Genomic DNA, 18,130 nt, shown 5'->3' with positions numbered 1-18,130 from the left:
TACTTGTTATGTATTAATTTATATAACTTGGCATTGAGTCAGCTTTTAACCGTAATTGGCCATTCAGACTTTTTGTGGATTTCGATGAGATGTTGGAATAAGATCTATGACCAACTTTTTCCGCTTCGTTCTAAGATTTCTAATCGAATCAGCTGGTTGAAGCGAGAACCTAAGACCAGATCCAAACCGGCCCGGCGATCACGATGCGATCGTTTAGAAATAAAGAGAGCAAACCGGTTGCTTGAGATTCTGATCAGTCATGAGCGTCATGACCAATGTGCAGAAAAGGAGACCTGAAAATGTAGAAAAACGCGATCAATCCCGAGAGGACTGACCGCGCTTAGCGAAGCAGACTTGCGTCCTCAGAACCCGCAATGTCTGCTTTTTCGAAGCGACTGTCAATCCTCTCCCATCTTTTCAACCTTAGCGAGGCTACTCGACGGCACAGTGTTGCCTGTCGAAAGGCCTCACTTCGCCTGCCCTGCGCCTTGATTTTTTGGTGCAGCGACGGCGCTCGTTTCGAGATTTTCGGAGGTGTTTCATGACAGTACGAAAGGTGGTCACGCGGAGGTCTAACCATTACCGCGGCTACTTCCCATCGCTCAAAAATAAACTGCCTGTGCCCTGGGAGTCCCAGCTTGAAGGCGCATTTTATCGGCTTCTTGAGCTGTCTCCTGCGGTCATCGGCTACGTCCCGCAGCCCAGTGAGGAGCGCATTCCATCGCTCCAGGGCTACTTCAAATACTACCCTGACGTACAGGTTTTCCTCGCGGATGGGCGCGAGTGGTGGTTTGAAGTGAAACCTCACGACCGACTGAAGATAGCCAGTGTCAGGCAGCGACTGGATGCCGCTGAGCGCTACTTCAACGCCACCGCCCGTAACTTTTCGGTGGTCACTGAAAGGTTAATTGAAGCTGAGCCCCTAGCTACCAATCTTCGAAGGCTGATGTATCACCGGCGCGGTCCAGAGCTTTCGCGTCAGACGTTGGAGGAGGTAATGGCGGCCTTCAACGAATGGCCGCCTATGACCGTTGCAGATTTGCTCTGCGTGGTTGGTGACAGGAAAGCCTGGCGCTTGTTAGGCCTTGGGGTGGTGGGCATTGATCTTGATAGGTCAATTGACACTGACTCCCCGGTCTTCCTTCAAGGGGGGCACCGTCATGCAAACCTTTTCCCTTAGGGTGAAATTGGTCGTCATCGTTCGTGGCGTCCTGATGGTGCTTGAGAAGAGGCTTATTGACCGGAAGCTGCTCTTCTTCGATGAGCTTGGTGAGCCCACGAAGCTATCCGAGAAGGAATTCTATGAGGGTTACGAGAAGCGCGAGATCGAGATCTCCGCTGATCAGCCATACCTCGGGAAGGTTCCGTATGTGCGGAACGTCCCTCCAGATATTTCATGCTTCCCCAAAAAACATGGAGATGAGGCATTGCGTAGACGCAAGTATCTGGACGGCTTAACCAAGCGTGGTCAAAACAAGCTGCCGAGTGACGAAGACATGATCAAGTACCTTAGAAAAATCGCCAAGAATATTGGGGATGTATGCGCACCCTCGGTTTCCACCATTCGACGCTGGGCCTCTAAATACATTGGCCAGAACGTAGTAAAGCTCATCCCTCAGCATGCCAAAAAGGGCCGGGCTCCCGCGATCAAGGGAGAGCTTGAAGCAATTCTTGAAGGGGTGATCAATGAGACCTACCTGCAAGACACGATTCCTGCGGTAAGCGTGGTCGTTTCGGAGTTCGAGGATCAGATAAAAAAGAAAAACCAAGGTCGTTTGCCCTCGGATCAGCTCAAGATCCCAAGCGGAATGACTGTTCGTAGGTACATTGCCAAGCTCGATCCATACCTTGTGGATAAAGCGAGGCTCGGAAAACACGCAGCAGATAAAAAGCACCGCGTTGCGGCAGGGATACTACGTGTTCATGAGATTTTGGAACGTTGGGAAATCGATCACACCTTGTTGGACGTCCAGCTTGTGGATGAAACCACGGGGCTATGCATTGGGCGCCCCTATCTGACGATCGTCCTCGACCGCTTTTCCCGAATGGTGATGGGATATCTGCTCCACCTATCGGCGCCAAATACGGAAACTGTCCTTCGTGTGATCGAACGCTCAATTCGCCCAAAGGCCGAATTGCTGAAGCGCTTTCCGAAAGTGAGAAATGAATGGTGGGCACGTGGACTACCGGCTCGCATCGTCCCAGACAACGCGGCGGAATTTCACGCGGGCGACCTCATCATGGGGTTCAACGAGTTGGGTATCGAGATCATGTACCCCGCTTCCAGAGCCCCTCAAAGGAAAGGTGCCGTCGAACGCTTTTTCAGTACACAGAACCTGGGGCTTATCCACAATCTCCCGGGTACCACCTTCTCGAATATCCAGCAGCGTGGTGATTACGACTCGGAGAAGAATGCATGTTTCACGCTCCCTCAATTGGAGGCGGTGGTAGTGAAATGGATCGTCGATGGTTACCACCAGACTCCTCATCGGGGCCTGGACAACAGGACACCGGCTCAAGTCTGGGGGACTAGCGAGGCGAATCATGTCATTAGCCTTCCCGTCGACCTGGATTCGTTGGAGTGCATTCTGGCCAAGCGGGCCTCTGTGAAGGTTCATCATTACGGCATCGAGGTAGCCAAAGTAGGCTACCACTCTACGGAACTTGCTGAACTACGCATGCGTTTGGCAGACGGGGAAAAGGTAAACGTCCGTTATCGAGACGAAGCCGGGCACGTCTGGGTTCACGACCGCTTCAGAAACTTGTTCTTCAAAGTGCCCGCCAAAGATGAGCGAATGGCCGGTAAGAGCAGGGAGGTGTGGAAGGCTGCCGAGAAAGCGCTGCGAGAAAAATACAATGAGCAGCCTAGCTTCGAGGCTACGCACAGGTGCTACCAGGAAATTATGGAGGATGCAGACGAGGCCCGCCGTTCGCAGACGCTCAGAAAACGGCGCGCAGCTGCCATAGCGAAAATTGACAAGGAGGGTCGAGTGACCGAAAGCACGCCTCCACCCAAGGTACTCGCTGAAGTGGAATGGACCGGTGACTCTATTCCTAACATTCCGCCAGCAGCCTTCAAGGTCTCTGTTCGTCGCCCTGCTGGGAGTTCTAAGCCATGAACGCCATCGATCTGTACGAATGCTACGAGCATGGTGAATACAGCTTTACGCTCCGCGATCGTTTTATTCACAGCCCTCAAGTCGAGCGAGCGTTGACGCGACTAGGCGAAATCCACGGCGATAGTCGGCGTACCAGAGCAAGTAAAGGGTTGCTGATCCAAGGTCCAAGCGGTGTGGGCAAGAGCACATTGGTCAAGGAGTACATTCGGTCTCTGGAGGAATCGGAGAGCCATGACCCACAGAAGCGGGCAGTTCTGTTCGTTGAGATGCCTTCGTCTCCTACTAAGAAGAACCTGGCAGCAGCCATTTTGGCAGAGTTGAAGGATCCTTTCGCTGAGGCACGAGGACATTCGGCTGAGGTTAAATTTGCACGTGTAGTCCTGCTGCTGAAGAACCTTGGCGTGGAGATGTTGGTCCTCGATGAGGCGCAGCACCTGGTCGATTATCGTCGTAACGGTGCGTATGAGGCAGCAGACTGGATCAAGAGTCTGATGAATGAAACCAGTATCGCGTTTGTTCTGATTGGGCTGAAGCGCACCGAAAATCTCCTGCTAGCAAACGAGCAACTGAGACGCAGGTTTTCGGCCACGGTGGCATACGATCGCTTCACCTTCTCCGCTAATACGTCTCTTCATTTCGTGATGTTGTTGCAGGCAATCGAGGGCGAACTGCCTGTTCAAACCATCAGTTTTGTAGAGCCTGCGATGATTAAACGCTTCTACCTGGCTTCCTATGGATTGATCGACTACCTCATCAAGATTGTGGACAGGGCTGTATGGCTGGTTCAAGTCCAGGACCTTGTCGGGATTGAACTTCCTGTGCTGGCCCAGGCTTTTGAAGACGAGGTTTGGAGCTACGCCACCGAGGATCGAAACCCCTTCAGTGCGAGCTTCAATTTCCAGCCTCTGTTCGGGAAGCGGGAGCCTTTTGAGACGTTCGAAGAGAGCAATACCTGACGGCCAAGGGCCGGGCTTATTAGCCCGGCTCTACTCCCCCGATTTTTATGTCTTAGATTTCATGGATGTGTAGGAATGTTTGGTCTTTTAATCAACCCACGACCACACCACGACGAAAGTCTTTTGGGGTACCTGCAGCGCCTGGCGAAAGCCAACGGATTACCCAGAAAGGAACTGCTCACAGCCTTTGCACGAGCCGACGAGACTGATGTTGCGGACTGGCTGCAGATGATGGAAGGACCACTGAGCTGGCCTACGGTCGCTGCTGAGTTTCGTGATCCTAGGCCCAAGGGGGTCAAGTTATGGACGACTCATCACGCGCGGTACTGTCCGATCTGTTTGGGTGAGGCCGGTTATTGGAGAGAAAGCTGGGGCTTGACGCTGGTTACGACGTGTTCTGTCCACGGCACTGAACTCCACGGCCGGTGCCCCAACTGTTTGAAGGAAACCGATCCAAGCGCGATGAGTGCGAATTGTTGCCAAGCGTGTGGCACCTCTTTGTGTGGGACCAATTTTGAGATCGCGCCGGCGAGTGATACAGCCGCCTGGCTCACCTCTGGCTTTGAAAAAAGGTTGTACGCTGACTCGTTGCCAGCCGATGCAGGATTGGGGGCGCTCTCTTACGAGCAGTTTCATGAATTGTCATCACGTCTCGCTGTACGAAGTATGCGAACGGTAAGCACCAAGCCTCTGAAGGTTGCTGATTCAGGTTCACTAGAGATATCGCGGCTTATGGCGAAGGCGGCGGGCGTGGTTCTCATGAACTGGCCTCTCTCATTCAGAGAATTGCTGAGTGACCTCAAGGAAGTCCATTCCGATAGCGGACATTGGACGCTCAGCAAGTCGTTCGGCCCGATATACCACGACATCCACCGTGATCTGGATGACCCTTGTTTTGACTTTCTTCGTCGAGAGTTCGAATCATTTCTGCAGCATGCGTGGGAAGCACCGTTAGCGAAGCGAAATCGCAATTTGAGCGAGGAGACGATTGAGAGACATCGTTGGGTGTCCTTCGCTTCTGCTGCTGAAGCTTGTGGTCTCGGGGTATCAGTCGTAAAACGCCTTCATCAGCAGGGACAAATCGCCTATCGGGAAAAGGCCAGTGAAGGTCGGGTCTTTACGGTCGTGGACCTGGATCAGTTGAAGGCCATCTCGCAGCAGCTCCAGGGCGTGGTTGATATGAAAGAAACCTCGAATTTGCTAAGCCTCTGTCGGAAGCGGGTTAGGCAGCTGCTAGTTGGCGGTACCCTCCAGTTCTTTGGTGGAGAACCGCGCCAAGGCGAAAGGTGGCTCATTGACTGCCGCTCGATCAACGAATTGATTGTTGAAAAGCTGCCCACCAGCACTGACCAGAGTCTGGTGACGATTAATCACTTGGCTAAGCATTTTCTGCCCAAGGGCGGTGGGTTGGTGGAGTTGGTTCAGGCAATCCGTGCAGGTGAACTACGTGTCTACCGACAGGCTGAGACTGGCCCGGTTGCTGTGGGGGCGTGGTTACTCAAGCCGCAAGAGTTTGCATCGTGGCAACAAGCCCGAACTGGAGGCAAGAGCCTAACCCTACCCGGTCTATCAGTGGTCAAAGCAGCTGAGCTATTGGGGGTCAAAGAAGAATGCGCTTATGCGTTTGTTCGGCTTGGCCTGCTTTGGAGCACCAACGTCGAACACGGCAGGCGTACGCAGCTGGTGGTTAAGCCCCAATCGATCGAAAGATTCAGGCGAGGCTATATTTTGGGACCGGAGATCGCTGTGTACCTGGGAACGTCGACAAAGGACGCGTTAAAACTACTTTGGGAGGCTAGGTTTCGCCCCGTTGCGGGACCATCCATACCAAATGCAGCCTGCCGGCAATACGTATGGGTGAGAAGCAAAAAACTGATGGAATACCTTATGGATGAGGCTATGCAGAGCGACGAGCCAGACGTCATCACCCTTTTATCCACACCGATCGCTCAGCCTCGCGATAGCCGATTCAAGCATGTGGGATCAAGATAGTTAGCAAGCTCTCTTTTTTGGTTGCTAAAATCACCGAACATCATCTGGAGAATCCTATGTCCCGTCTCGCTGAATTTCGCCTACTTGAACAACAGCTCGCAGCCCAACTGGCCGAGCTGGAAGCGCTGAAAAATGACACTTCCCTGAAGCAGGAAATGGAATTCGAAACAAAGCTGCGCGCCCTGCTTAACGAGTATGGCTATGGTCTGCGCCAAGTGGTGCTGATCCTCGATCCGCAAGCGGTCGCTTCCGCTTCGATTGCCCCGAAAGCCCTTCGGAAAGCACGAGCGGTGAAGGTGTACAAGAATCCACACAGCGGTGAGATCGTTGAAACCAAGGGTGGTAATCAGCGCACACTCAAGGCTTGGAAAGACGAGTATGGCGCTGACGTCGTTGAGTCATGGCTCGCCAGCTAATAGCATTGCGAAGGGCTTCTGGCACGAGATAAAACGTGATATGCCCCTGAATGCGACTTCCCGTTCTGGGGAGTGACGAAATTTTCTTGGGGTGGTGGTGACACGCAGTTTATGCGCATTAAATACAGGTCCACTTCTGAAATGGACCTCCAAATGCTCAAAGCCTTCGTCACAATTTCAAAGAACCCCCTCGCACGTATTCTCAGCGGTGTGGTGCTCCTGTGGATAAATCAAGCGCTACCGAATGCTGCTGATCATGCCGTGCCCACTGCGGCAGCGCCTGCCGCTGAGATAAGCACAAACCTGGAGCTCTCTGTGAAGCTCTCCATAAAAATGCATTGACGCTAGAACGATCAGCCGCTGAATTCGATGCGCAAAAAAAGCCCGGTAAGCTGACGCTTACCGGGCTTCTTGTTACATCAGTGAGGCTTGGAAGGTACGTCTTCATCCCCAAGGTCGAGCGTACCTTGCTCACCGGCCCCTTCAGGTGGCTTAGCCTTCCGAACTTCATCTACCTCAAAGCAGAACGCGGTTTTACCAACCTCGTGTGCAAAAAGGCGTTTGCCGTTGCGGAGGGTAATGAAGGGTCTGCAAATCATGGTCATACGGGATCTCCTAATGAGAGAACCCGGAGATACCTGCGGCATCTGCAAATGCCGCTAGTCAAGCAGGTGTTGTAAAGAGATAAAGATGTACGTAGAATCTCTTTCCGAGTGTGGAAACCTGACCTCCGGGTTTGTTTTCTAATTGTGCTTTGGAGTTCTGCAAAAACATCCATTGCACGGTTCAAAGGGCCTGCCAATGCTGCAAACATTGGTGGGCTTTTTTGTCGACAGAAATAACTATCGGCAATTATAAGTATTGCGTCATATCATTCTGGTGTCAACCCCTCCCCCTATTTTTTCCTTTGATTTTCAGTCTCTTGGCCGAAAAAATGAGGAGCTGTGGCTCAATCGTCAAGAATTGGCTGTTCCGGGTCGCTTCTCAGGCTCACATAGTCAGCCTGCCAGCGTGTCAGATTGAGCGATTGACTGTATGTCAGCGCTTCATCCGAAATCACATCGATTTCAATGAGCTCAATCCATTTCCAAGTCTTGTCTTCCCCGGTTCTGCACCGGTTCTGGAAAAGCTCCTCGATAGCTTTTACAGCAGCTTGAGCTGCCTCTTCAGCAATCTCAGGGTCTTCGTCAGTTTTGTAGAGAACCAGGATCGAGAGCTCGTAGAGATCATCTGATCCGTCTCTGGTCCTCTCCATTCCTTGATCCACGTCGAAGAATACGGCCGGGATGTGGTTGCCGGAGTCTTTGAAGAGTTTGGCGAGGCGCTCAGCTACCTTGGTGTCTCTCAGGCGGCGATCAAATTCATCTGGAAATGAAGAGCGGCGATACCTTGCAGCCAGCCAGCGCTGGAAGATGCTTCTCTCCTGTCCGTTCATCAAAAAGGTACGAGCCGGCTCATAGGAGATAAAAGCTTTGGACGGCTCCTGGTGTTCCTTGGGGACTCGAACCCGTTTGCTCGCATCGAACTCACAGAGGAGGGGCTGATCTGTTCCAGTCAACTCCAGGTGCAGCCGCCTGGCGGTTTTACAGTGTGTGTAATTGCCATCAAGCTTCTCAGCCAGGATTCTGCCTAAGATTAGTTCCACTTCCGGCTCGCCTGCAGCTGCCTGTGCAAGGTCGCAGTCGTGTGTAGCAACAACGGCGATGACTTTTTCTTGGCCATCGCCGTCGTTGATGATGCCGAGCTGGGCGAGTGTTTCGCTATCGACAATGTATCCTTGTCGCCACGGGGTAGATCGACTCCAGCTCACCATCAACTGCTACCTCATGCTCTGTCTTTCAAATGCGGCGAGCCGACCGACGCGAGGTCTACGGCGGCCCGATTTCGGTTCTTCAGTCTCGAATCCATGGCTGCGCGCTGTGCGCCTTCCTTTTCAGCCAAGGCGATGAGTTTTCCTGCAGCCTCTACACCTGACATCCCGCCGGCAACGGCTTCAAATAGAGATCTACCGCCTGGGAGCTTCCGCTTGGCGTTTACTTGTCCTGCGAGCGGGTGGGCCACGATACGATCGGCGGCCGCAGCCAGTTCGTAGAGCAGAGCTTCGTTGCCTTCTGAGATGTGCTCACCGGCTTGCCAGTTGTAGATAGCCTGCCTCGAAACTCCAAAGATCGATGCCAATTCAGTCACCGCTGGTTTCAAAGTGGTGCGCACATAAGACAACGCTTCTGCAGCTGTCCTCGGAGCAGCCGCGGATTCAAGCTTGGCGTTACCTTGAATTGATGCTCTGTATTCCCTGTTTTCCCGGCTCTCACGAGGCTGAGGTTGCGGTGCCAAGGTGCCAATGCACAGAGCGAAGGCGACGGTCAGGCCATAGCCCCAAGCTAGCGCAGTGCTTCCTGTTGAACTCTTGGCTTTCTCGCGTTCAGCTTCGAGATGCCGACTCGCGACATTAAAGGATCGGTCTGCCAGCCCCGGGCTTGGGGATGGTGCATACATCGTGTTCATAGGTTAACTCCATGCTGTCCGTGCGTGGTCCGTCACGGTCGCGTCAAAGAACAACTTAACGAGATCGTGAAGGTGTTGGAACCTATCTCTAATTTCGGTCGAATCGTACTTTCGGCGCTCAGCAAAGCTGGCGTCGACATCAACGGTAGCGTGATGGCCATTGAGGCTTCTGAAGCGTTCACCCACTTTGAGTGGTTCGAGCGACAGATCCGGTGGGAAGCGCAGATCGCTGTTCTGGATGATCACTCGTGAAACAACATGCCCAATGTTGGGAATGGTGGCCGACGACTCGGCAAAGGAATGATTGTAAGTCAGTGGCTGCCCTTCAAACTGGTAAACCTGGCTGAGATCCAGTGAAGCCGGCGTGCCCCACAGCTCACGAGCAAGGTACTGCTGCAACGTTTCCCCTTCTGCAGGAACGATTGCATCGAGGTATCTCAGGCCTAAACGCTCAAAATATGCGAGACCTTCGACTGCCTCGTCCAGAATCCTCAACCCTCGCTCCAACTCAGCATAGAAGTCGGGAAAGGTCTCGTATTCAGTGCAGCGAAACGAGAGCGCACCAGGTTCGAGCAAGAAGCCTTGGGTGCCTTCCAGATTGGAAAATGCGTAGCTCTCGATTTGCTGAACGCCGGGTTTGAAAGGCTGCGAGTCATCGCCACCCGTCACCGCACCAAATGAGAATTGCATCTGCTGAGCGCTTACGAAATCAGGGTAACCAGCTTTGCGCATGCGCTCCTGGATCGCCGGCAGGTAGCTCTTCAGCGACAGCAGGGGATTGTGACGGACCTGGCCGATGGTGAAGTAGACCGGGGCGTTTGCGTATTTCCTTCCCATCTCAATTACTCAGCTTGACACTTTGATTGACAGTTTACAGCTAGGTTTACACGCAAGCAAATGCTGAGGGGGCTGGAGTAGGCATGACGCGCTGCGATTGTGGCTAAAAATACGTAGTCAATTTCGGGGCCATCAGGAGAGACGGCACCTAAGGCGTGAGATGACCGTTCGTCGCCAGCCTGGAATGGGGCTTAGCTGATTGGAGATTGGAGCTGTGACAGAACGAAAGCAGACATTACGTCTGCCTTCGTATGGGAGGAGCACATCGCTGCAACGGTTAGTCGTGACCGAAGAGTCTAGTAGGCTAGTACTCAGCAGCGCGGCTTTCGGGCTCTGGCACGTCGCATGCTTCGTCGTACCATGGCAGCCTATCGGTGTGCGACTTTGGTTCCAGATCGCTCAAGTGCACAGTTTTTCCCTCGATGGTGAAGCGCTGAGGGCGGAATATCGTTTCCACAGTTCCACAGATGAAGCGCCCTTTTGAGCTCTCTCGTACGTGGTCCAGTTCCATCTTTTGATCTGCTTTGAGCCACTTGAACTCATCCGAACCTCGGAGAGTCTTTTCGGCCTTGCTCGCCAGGGTAAAGCCACACCCCGCCATCGTTAAGGCGATGGCGGAAAGCAACAGCATTTTTTTCATTTCAAGCTCGAATCAATTTCGGGGCTTATAACCAAACACAATAGTGGCCATGCGTCAAAGCTCCCTTTGAGAAAATCTATTCTCGTCGCCTCCATCGAAGGATGGACAAGCTTGAGCCTGCGGGAAAATATGGGCGCTTTGCTTTAGACGTCACTAAAGTCGTCGCATACGCCCATGACAAGCGAGGTTCTGGAAGGAGCTATGATTTGCGTTGATTGCGTGAAACCAGCCGTTCTTAAGAGGTTGTTCGACTCGTCCGGGACCGAGGCTGACTGCAGGTACTGTGGCCGGCACGGCCATACGATCGCAGCGCAGCAGCTGTTCGACTACGTTTACGAGCGTGTCGTTGAGAATCTCGCCGGCAAGGATGACCTGTCCAACTACGAACTCGGCTTGCTTTATGAATGCGGATCGGACGAAATCGCCGTCGAGGGAATCGATATCGTCCTGTCCGAGTGGTTCAATCTCGGCGATGAGCCGTATTTCGACGACCTGTGCGCTGGCGTTCCAGCGGAATTTAGGATTGATGACCAGGGGAGCGAAACGCATTTCTACGGTGATGATGGGACATTGGAGCAGAACTTCTACGAGGAAAAATGGGACAAGTTCGTTGACGATGTTCATTACAAGCATCGCTATTTCAATACCGGAGCCGACAAATTTCTCGATTCCGTCTTTTCGCTGTTAGTGACCGAAGACAGTTTGTTGAAGCCGGAGGTGGTGCGGACCTTCGCACAAGGTGAGCTGCTCTATCGTGCCCGACTCGCTCAGACCCAAAAGCAGGCGGAGGAAATCATCGGTGATCCTGCCAACCAGTTTGGCCCCACGCCTAAATATCTGGCCAGCAGCCAAAGGATGACTCCGAATGGCATTTCTGCCTTGTATTGCGCATTGGAGCGAGAGACCTGCCTCAGCGAGATTCGCTCCATCACCGGTGATCATGTGGTCAGTACTGCTCTTACACCCATCAACGAACTGAAGCTGCTGGATCTCACCGTAATGAACCGCGTAGAGCCTCCAGCTCTTACGTTGCTGGATGGGGGCTTTCGCGATTCGTTGCATCGGAAGGTGTTCCTGGGGTCTTTAGTGAAGAAGATGTCCCGACCGAAAGCGCGAAACGACGAGTTGAGCTACCTGTCAACGCAGGTCGTCTTCGAATATCTTCGGCTACGTTTCGGAAAGTACGTAGATGGACTGGTGTTCCCCTCCGTTCAAACCGGCGAGCTAGGGACCAACGTGGTTCTTTTTCCGGAAGCCAGCCGACTATCATACGAGCCTCCGGCGGATTTTGACCTGGCTTACGGGCCTGCCCCAAAGGCCGTGCCCGCGGTTAACCGATTCGGGCCTCCGGCTAAGCTCATGGTCGTACCCGACTCAATCCGGTTCCACAAAGTCACTGCAATCGAAACCAAGGCTAAGGAGTACGACAATCTCTACGGCCTGTTCATGAGTGAACTGAACCGCAAGCGCCTTGGGCCGACCTTCTATTGAGAGTGATTGGAGAAGTCTGCCGTCTCGTCCATAAAGGTCGGGAGCAGATCTCAACTGTAAGCCCCCGTGAGGGGGCGGTACATCTATCGACCCCGTGCCTGCTGGGGAGGATGGTCTAAATTTTTGGCTCAAGCCGCCTCATAACGACCGGTTACATCGGACCAGACCCCTTCGGAGGGAGACGTGCATCTTTGAGGCACAAGCAAGAGGCGAACTCTTTGTTAACCACTTTTTTTCACTGTAAACCACTGTGGTTTACAGTGAAAAAAAGTGGTTAACAAGCTCAGTGCTGGGTGGAACTTCTCAGCAAAGCTGTATGGACTGGCGCATCAACCTAGTAGCAATAAAATGTTACTGCTCTACGTTCTGTGGAGTCTCTTCTGCTGGAGAGACATCTGGAATATCTCGAAACGCCTTGGAGCTGTCTGATCCTCGGTAGCTTTTTAGGCGTACTGCACACTCGATCAAAACCAGGCGAGCTAGCGATGAAGCGGCAAGGCGGATGTCTGCGAACGATTGAAGACGATCAAAAACGTTGCCATGTAGAATCTTGGATCGTCCGTTGTCGTAGATTTCGCGAACTAGCCATCGTAAATCCCTGTGAACTGGGCCAACCTTGACGATGGTTTTCTCATCTTTACCAGTCAAGTGGGTAATCATATTCAAAATCCCGCCAAATTTTCCTCCTTCGGTAAGAACATCAAGACTTGTTCCAATTTTCGCGAGTGCGATAGCTTCACTGGACTCACGCTCACCCTCGGCCAACCAATCCAGAGCCATCGCCCAACGCATTGCCAATTGAGGGTGTGAGTACTCTTCAGGTGAGACCAACGAATGCAAAATATGGGAGAGTGCATCAAGCCTAGGCCGCATGATGTCCTGCGTAAGCTGATCCTTCACTCGCTTGCCAGCCATGATCCGAATCTGCTTGTTGAGACCGTAGCCTGGTGCATGCAAAAAGCCTTTTGATTCGACAATGGTGTGATGATCAACCGGAGGCATACGCTCGTCACTGAGCGTCTGCTGGTGGAAGAGTTCCTTGCCTCCCAATAACAGAGAAAGGCCGTCCAGCGTAGTTTTGCAAATGTGGCGTGCGGCTTTTCTGGACAGTGTCGCCTCATATCCGGACAGAGAAACTCGCAGCAACGAAGGCGCGGAGCGTAGAGGCCCGTACATGAACGACGCAAGCATCGGCAACGGTTTTTCGCCTTCTTCTACTGTCTCAGTCGGCCGGGCCAAGGCTTCACGCAATGCCTCCTTCCACTGATGATTCCGCTCCTCGTCTTCAGCAAATGCCTTTTTGGCGTAGTCGTTGAAATCTACAGAATCGAGCCATTGGTTTCGGCTCATGATGGACACTGGCCCGACAACAAAAGGATGCTCATACTCCATACCCAAGGTCCACGCTGGGAAGGAGTGGACAAAGTCGACCTGGCTGCATTCCAAAATTTTGTTAACCGTATCATCCAATAGTTTTAGGTTTTCTGACTCACCCCCATCTAGCAACCTATCGGCATGCAAGTCACCAACTGCTTGGCGGAGACATGTAAGCAGCTCCTTTACATCCATTCGGATAGCTAGCTTGGGAACCTCTTTTGTCCATGCGTAGCACAGCATCCCAAGAGCTAAACTTGCCTCGCGTGTGAATTGCCGATTATGTCCGCTCCGGGTAGTGATGAAATCCGGAGCAGCGACGGCACTTGCCAGCACCGCAGCATCGTACCCGCCCTGTGGGTACAAGCGATCAAGCTCGTTGACTACCTTTGCCAGAGCTTGCTTTCTGTTCAATTCTGCTGTGTTCATCAGATCGAGCGATTCCTTGCATACTGATTGGTGGGAAAATTTTAGATTCTCGGTAACTGTTATCGGTCGTGCTTGTGTAAGACCTTAACCGGCTTTTCGGAATATGAAATTGATTCGCTGGTCACCCAAGAGTGGATGGATCGGCGTGGTCATCGGAACGACAATGCTGGGGTGTCAGCGCAAGTCAGGCGGGGACTGTCCCTTAGCTCGGCCATACACTGATGGGTGGAAACGCCAGCCATCACTGACCGCTTACGACCCAAAGCTGCCGGTGGCGACAGGCAGAAATCGCCCCATAACTGCCGCTCCCTTTCGAGGCTCCAGCTACAAAGCCTTTTGTCTCCTAGCGCTCCATCCGCGCTTGACCGGCAGCCCTCTGCCTCGAAACAAATATCATACTTTATTACTATATAAATCAATTGGATAACATCGCATATACCGTCAGATATATAGACGCCCTTAACGACTGCCCTTAGCTTCTGATCCATCGATTTTCCACAAAAACAAAACAAGGAGAAAATCATGGGACGACTCACCGGCAAAGTGGCTCTGATCACTGGCGGCGCAGGAGGTTGCGGCCTTGCAGCATCCGAACTGTTCGCCCGCGAAGGCGCCAAGGTCGCCATCCTCGATCTACCTCACAGCGATGGCATGGCCGTGGCAGAGCGCATCAATGCCAGCGGTGGCAGCGCCTACTTCATTGCCGCCGATGTTTCCAATGCCGACCAAGTGCAGGACGCTGTGGCGCAGGTCCAGCAGCACTTCGGAGCGATCACGGTGCTGATGAACCACGCCGGCACTATCCACGTCGGCCCGTTCCTGGAAACCAGCGAGAACGACTGGGATCGGCTGATGGCGATCAACGTCAAGAGCATGTTCCTGGTGACCCGAGCGGTACTCCCAGGAATGATCGCTGCTGGTGGCGGCAGCGTGATTTGCACCTCGTCAATCTCCGGTGTAGTCGGCACACCGATGGAGGTGCTGTATTGCACCACCAAGGGCGCCTGCCACATGTTCGCCCGAGCCATCTCGGTTGAGTTCCGCGAGCGCAACATCCGGAGCAACGCCATCTGTCCCGGCTTCATAGGTACCGCTCACGGCCGACGTGAGCTGGACCTGCTGCGCGAGCACGGCACTGAGATTTCCGATTCCATGCTGCAAGACATGCAGGGCCGCCTGTGCGCCCCGTCGGAAGTGGCGTCGGCGGCGTTATTCCTGGCCAGCGATGACTCCAGCTTCGTCAACGGCGCGCACCTGTTCGTTGACAACGCCTACACCGCGATTTGAAGCCCGGAGCCCGCGCGAGCAGCCCATAACAACGCGCGGCTCTAAAACACCTGAACTGCCAAAGACAAGAACCTACAAACTCTTGGCGAGACGGAGTAATAAATGGAAATCGAAAACAGAAGTGTCGAGTTCATTCCTGAAAATGAACGTTATGGTACGGCCAAGCGGCTATTCACCATCTGGTGCAGTGCCAACATGCAAGTCACGACGATGGTGATTGGCGCGTTGGGTGTAGTGGCCGGGCTGGATCTTGGCTGGACCTTCATCGGGCTGATCCTAGGCAACCTGATCGGCTCCGTCTTCATGGCGGCTCACTCTGCGCAAGGCCCGCATCTGGGCATTCCACAAATGATTCAGAGCCGGGCGCAGTTTGGCGTAATCGGTGCCGGCGTGCCGCTTGCGATCGTAGTATTTGCCTACATCCTGTTCACGGCGGCCAATGGCGTGGTGATGAGGGACTCTATCAAGGCGGTGGTGCCGGTCTCGGATAACAATGCGATCATCCTGTTCAGCGTTCTCACGCTGGTCGTAGGCTTTGTGGGTTATGAACTGATTCACAGGATTGGCGCGTGGATGAGCGCCATTTCAAGCATCGTTTTCGCGATGGCCGCTTACGCAGTGCTGCGACACGGTCTACCGGAAGGCGTATGGGAGCTGTCGGCAAGTACGTTCAAGTTCGCCATCTTCTGCCTGGTGGTGACGCAAGCCGCTTCGTGGACTCTGGGCTTCGGCCCCTATGTGGCCGATTATTCGCGTTACCTGCCAACCACCATCTCTACGCGATCAACGTTCTGGTACAGCTATCTGGGTATCGTTGTAGGTTCCACGCTTCTTATGCTGCTGGGTGCCGTCATGGCCGCTAGTGCAATGGACATCACCACCGACCCCGGCAGTGCAATTGCCAAGCTTTTCCCTGGCTACGAAAAAGTGGCGTACTACGTGATCATCATCGGGGTGCTGGAGTGGAACGTGATGAACCTGTACAGCTCGTACATGTCCACGACCACGATTTTCACCGGCTTCAACGGTACGACGCGGATTAGTCTGTTGACCAAGTTCGTGATCATGGCCATCGTCGCCATCATCGTGACCTGGATCGCCATCTCGGCCCAATACAACTTCAATGCGTACTTCAGCGACATCCTGATCGGCCAGGTCTATGTGCTGGTGCCTTGGAGCGCGATCAACCTGGCGGACTATTACCTGATCCGCAAGGGCCGCTACTGCGTGGCAGCGATGTACGACGTCAATGGCATCTACGGCAAGGTCAACTGGAGTACATTGGTTATCTACGCCATCACCGTAGTGGTGCAGATTCCGTTCATGGAGCTGTCCTTCTACAAGGGCCCGGTCGCTCAAATCGTCGGCACAGACATTTCGTGGCTGCCTGCGCTGATCATTCCGGCTGTGCTGTACTACCTCGTGAATCGTAACAAGCGACTGCATATGACGCCTTTTGAAAGCGCCCCCTCGGCCGCCGTTCCTATGGACAAACTGAAAGCCGCATGAGCAAGGCAAATGCATCACGGTGCCAGGCAGGCGAATCGTCTAGCACCGGCTTGTTCTTCAATTTCGGTTTTTCGGCCGTTTATCTCTGAGGATAAATACATGGAACTTCCACGAGGCGGGCACTGGCGCAACTGGGTGGGGAATCAGTCGTTCGTTGCCGAGCACATGGCATCGCCCCAAAGCGAGGATGAAATCTCAGCTCTCGTCCACGCGGCTACCAGCCAGGGAAAATCCGTTCGCTGCGCCGGCTCAGGGCACTCATTCACGCCAGTCGTGGCGACCAGCGGGCTGCTGATGTCGCTGCAGAACTACCAAGGCATTACGCATGTCGATCAGCAGCGCAAGCGTGTCTCGGTCAAGGCCGGTACCAAGCTGAATACGATCACCCGCTTTTTGAAGGAAGTGGGCTACTCGCTGAAGAACCAGGGCGATATCGACTCCCAGGCTATCGCTGGAGCGCTGGCGACCGGCACCCATGGAACGGGTACGACGCTGGGAAATCTTTCGTCGCAAGTTGTCGGGATGAAGATCGTTCGTCCAGATGGCTCGGTGATGGAGGTCACTGATAACGACAATCTAGACCTTCTGCATGCGACGCAGGTGAATATCGGCATGTTCGGGGTCATCACCGAGATGACTCTGGAGGTGAGCGACGCTTACTGGCTTCACGATCGTGTATGGCGCGAGGACTTCGAGTCCTTGATGGAGCGGTACGACGAACTCGCCGCCAAGCACCGTCACTTCGGCTTTTTCTGGTGCCCCACATCGGAGAGTCGTCACCTGTACTGCCTTCCCGACACGCAGAAGGTCTCGCTTAGCAACAAGGACTTCGACGTTTGCGAGGTCAAGGTCATGGACATGACTGACGAGCGGACGTTCTACGAGGGAGAGCACGAGAAAATTGCGTATAGCTCGGAAGTGTTCGCCATCCACTATGTGGCGAACTTCCATGAGCTCGAATATGCCGTCCCCGCGCAGTACGGCAAACAGGCGCTGCGGGAAATCCGCGACCTGGTGTTGACCAAGCACCCGAACTGCATCTATCCCGTCGAGTATCGCTTCACTAAGGGCGATCCCGCGTGGATCAGTCCCTTCCACAACCAGGACAGCGTGACTATCTCGTGCTCTGGGGGCCCCAATGGTGTGGACTACTGGCCGTTCCTCAAGGACGTTGACGACATCCTGCGCCAGTACGGCTCACGTCCGCATTGGGGAAAGCTGCACTTCACCCAACGCGAAGACGTGGATCGATGGTTCCCCAAAGCCGAAGAGTTCCGGCAATTGCGCCGCAGCGTGGACCCAAATGGCTACTTCCTCAACGATCACTTGCGCGCATTGTTTGGCTGACCATCGCCCTGCATTGCTCTCGGTGTCGTGAGCACTTCTCTTGCAAGCCCATCTCCCTCTCAGTCGCAAAGCGGGAGATGGGCAGGCGGTGCAGGGATTTGAGGCCATAGCTACTCGCAGCCCCTTAGGTGAGATGCCTGCTAGGACGCAGGAGGGCTGAGTGTTTCGCAGGATCTAGGCAGATGCCAAGGATTGGCCTGCTCTTCAAAAAACACCTTCCGATTGAGG

The 18,130-nt window shown here is 53.7% G+C and carries 16 protein-coding genes; 10 read left to right on the top strand and 6 right to left on the bottom strand.

Features of this window, described 5'->3' with window-relative positions; translation table 11 throughout:
- The first annotated feature begins 541 nt into the window (after positions 1–541).
- The 6 genes from HU738_RS04915 to HU738_RS04890 all read left to right on the top strand — a co-directional run bounded on the left by HU738_RS04915 (position 542) and on the right by HU738_RS04890 (position 6,825).
- Positions 542–1,180: a TnsA endonuclease N-terminal domain-containing protein gene (locus HU738_RS04915; RefSeq protein WP_186601539.1), complete on the top strand. Its 639-nt coding sequence runs from the start codon at positions 542–544 to the stop codon at positions 1,178–1,180.
- Entirely contained in the window at positions 1,161–3,119 is a 1,959-nt protein-coding gene (locus tag HU738_RS04910; RefSeq protein ID WP_186601540.1) for a TnsB C-terminal domain-containing protein, read from the top strand. The genes HU738_RS04915 and HU738_RS04910 overlap by 20 nt, the downstream gene beginning before the upstream one ends.
- Entirely contained in the window at positions 3,116–4,075 is a 960-nt protein-coding gene (locus HU738_RS04905) for a TniB family NTP-binding protein (RefSeq protein ID WP_186601541.1), read from the top strand. Before HU738_RS04910 ends, HU738_RS04905 begins: the two co-directional genes overlap by 4 nt.
- 75 nt (positions 4,076–4,150) lie before the next feature.
- The gene (locus HU738_RS04900) at positions 4,151–6,067 is read left to right on the top strand and encodes a TniQ family protein (RefSeq protein ID WP_186601542.1); all 1,917 of its coding nucleotides are present in this window, start codon (positions 4,151–4,153) and stop codon (positions 6,065–6,067) included.
- A gap of 56 nt (positions 6,068–6,123) precedes the next feature.
- Entirely contained in the window at positions 6,124–6,483 is a 360-nt protein-coding gene (locus tag HU738_RS04895) for a histone-like nucleoid-structuring protein, MvaT/MvaU family (RefSeq protein ID WP_186601543.1), read from the top strand.
- A 153-nt stretch (positions 6,484–6,636) separates the two neighbouring features.
- Positions 6,637–6,825 (top strand): hypothetical protein, encoded by a 189-nt coding sequence (locus HU738_RS04890; RefSeq protein ID WP_186601544.1) that lies wholly within the window; start codon positions 6,637–6,639, stop codon positions 6,823–6,825.
- A 77-nt stretch (positions 6,826–6,902) separates the two neighbouring features.
- Here HU738_RS04890 and HU738_RS04885 read toward each other — a convergent pair whose 3' ends face one another.
- The 5 genes from HU738_RS04885 to HU738_RS04865 form a co-directional block, all read right to left on the bottom strand.
- Positions 6,903–7,088, bottom strand: a complete 186-nt coding sequence (locus HU738_RS04885; protein ID WP_060514603.1) for a hypothetical protein — start codon at positions 7,086–7,088, stop codon at positions 6,903–6,905.
- Positions 7,089–7,432: 344 nt separating this feature from the next.
- Positions 7,433–8,296 (bottom strand): hypothetical protein, encoded by an 864-nt coding sequence (locus HU738_RS04880; RefSeq protein ID WP_186601545.1) that lies wholly within the window; start codon positions 8,294–8,296, stop codon positions 7,433–7,435.
- An 11-nt stretch (positions 8,297–8,307) separates the two neighbouring features.
- Positions 8,308–8,988, bottom strand: coding sequence for a Cro/Cl family transcriptional regulator (locus tag HU738_RS04875; protein ID WP_186601546.1), 681 nt, complete (start codon positions 8,986–8,988; stop codon positions 8,308–8,310).
- Between the two features lie 3 nt (positions 8,989–8,991).
- Positions 8,992–9,825 carry a TIGR04255 family protein gene (locus tag HU738_RS04870; protein ID WP_186601547.1) on the bottom strand — a complete coding sequence of 278 codons (834 nt, stop codon included), beginning with the start codon at positions 9,823–9,825 and terminating at the stop codon, positions 8,992–8,994.
- 304 nt (positions 9,826–10,129) lie between these two features.
- Positions 10,130–10,465 carry a hypothetical protein gene (locus HU738_RS04865; protein WP_186601548.1) on the bottom strand — a complete coding sequence of 112 codons (336 nt, stop codon included), beginning with the start codon at positions 10,463–10,465 and terminating at the stop codon, positions 10,130–10,132.
- 201 nt (positions 10,466–10,666) lie between these two features.
- Here HU738_RS04865 and HU738_RS04860 point away from each other — a divergent pair, with 201 nt between their 5' ends.
- On the top strand, positions 10,667–11,956 hold the full coding sequence (locus HU738_RS04860) for an RES family NAD+ phosphorylase (RefSeq protein ID WP_186601549.1): 1,290 nt from the start codon (positions 10,667–10,669) through the stop codon (positions 11,954–11,956).
- Positions 11,957–12,307: 351 nt separating this feature from the next.
- On the opposite strand, the gene HU738_RS04855 is transcribed toward HU738_RS04860, so the two are convergent.
- Positions 12,308–13,759 carry a hypothetical protein gene (locus HU738_RS04855; protein WP_186601550.1) on the bottom strand — a complete coding sequence of 484 codons (1,452 nt, stop codon included), beginning with the start codon at positions 13,757–13,759 and terminating at the stop codon, positions 12,308–12,310.
- 522 nt (positions 13,760–14,281) lie between these two features.
- Between HU738_RS04855 and HU738_RS04850 the strand changes: the two genes are divergently transcribed.
- The 3 genes from HU738_RS04850 to HU738_RS04840 all read left to right on the top strand — a co-directional run bounded on the left by HU738_RS04850 (position 14,282) and on the right by HU738_RS04840 (position 17,902).
- Positions 14,282–15,046 carry an SDR family NAD(P)-dependent oxidoreductase gene (locus tag HU738_RS04850; protein ID WP_189660500.1) on the top strand — a complete coding sequence of 255 codons (765 nt, stop codon included), beginning with the start codon at positions 14,282–14,284 and terminating at the stop codon, positions 15,044–15,046.
- A 102-nt stretch (positions 15,047–15,148) separates the two neighbouring features.
- Entirely contained in the window at positions 15,149–16,555 is a 1,407-nt protein-coding gene (locus tag HU738_RS04845; RefSeq protein WP_186601551.1) for a purine-cytosine permease family protein, read from the top strand.
- 99 nt (positions 16,556–16,654) lie between these two features.
- On the top strand, positions 16,655–17,902 hold the full coding sequence (locus tag HU738_RS04840; RefSeq protein ID WP_186601552.1) for a D-arabinono-1,4-lactone oxidase: 1,248 nt from the start codon (positions 16,655–16,657) through the stop codon (positions 17,900–17,902).
- Positions 17,903–18,130: the final 228 nt, after the last annotated feature.

The organism is Pseudomonas vlassakiae, assembly GCF_014269035.2.
In the GTDB taxonomy this organism is placed as follows: Bacteria; Pseudomonadota; Gammaproteobacteria; order Pseudomonadales; family Pseudomonadaceae; genus Aquipseudomonas; species Aquipseudomonas vlassakiae.
Note: the sequence above shows the minus strand (reverse complement) of the source record. Positions and strands in the feature narration are given on the sequence as shown.